Source organism: Pedobacter sp. PLR, from assembly GCF_026239675.1.
GTDB lineage: Bacteria > Bacteroidota > Bacteroidia > Sphingobacteriales > Sphingobacteriaceae > Pedobacter.
Genome location: NZ_JAPIVQ010000033.1, coordinates 1 through 741, shown reverse-complemented (window position 1 = coordinate 741; position 741 = coordinate 1). Strand labels below are relative to the sequence as shown.

Genomic DNA, 741 nt, shown 5'->3' with positions numbered 1-741 from the left:
GAGGGTGCCCTGATTGATCAGGTAAGAATTTGGTGTATTTCCCGGAGCTCTGGCCAATGCTCCTGTAAAGGCATCACCAGTTTTAAGCGCAGGTGTAAAGTTATAACCGATTACAGGTTCTGCATCACCATATTGAATACTTGCCGTAATTGGCGTTACTGTAATTGTAGAGTTGTTAATCGTGAATTGAGGCAGCGGACTTAAGTTCAGGGTATAATTTGTTCCTGCGTTTAGTGTTCCCAGCTCAAAGTTATAAGTACCTACATTTTCTCCTGGTATTCTTGTCAATGTTCCGGTAATCACATCAGGTGATACCAATGGACTAAAATTGTACTCAAATGCAGGGTCGTTTTCGCCATAATTTTTAGCCTTGCTTACTGCAGTGATGACGATAGCTTTTGGGGTAATCGTTAAATCTGCAGCGGTAAAATTAAGGTCGTAATTTGAACCTAAAGCCAGGTCTCCCTGATTAACAGGATAGCTTCCTACAGCAGTTCCTGCAGTTCTAGCCAACTTGCCGGTAAAAGAATCGCCGGTTGCTAAAGGAGCAGACAAAGTATAAGGTAAAGACACCGGATCTGTATCGCCATAAACCTGGCTTACCGCAGTGGCAGTTACCATGATCGGTTTTCTGGTGATGGCATAATTTTCTGTGCCTAGTTGCAGGCTGTAATTTCCTGGATTACTGGCAACCAGACTACCCATTGAGATTTGATAATCAGCAACAGCTGAACCAGCAGT

The 741-nt window shown here is 43.3% G+C and carries 1 protein-coding gene; it reads right to left on the bottom strand.

What is annotated here, in order from left to right; translation table 11 throughout:
- On the bottom strand, window positions 1–741 hold a 741-nt coding region (locus OQX61_RS24225; RefSeq protein WP_265844423.1), incomplete at both ends, for an MBG domain-containing protein.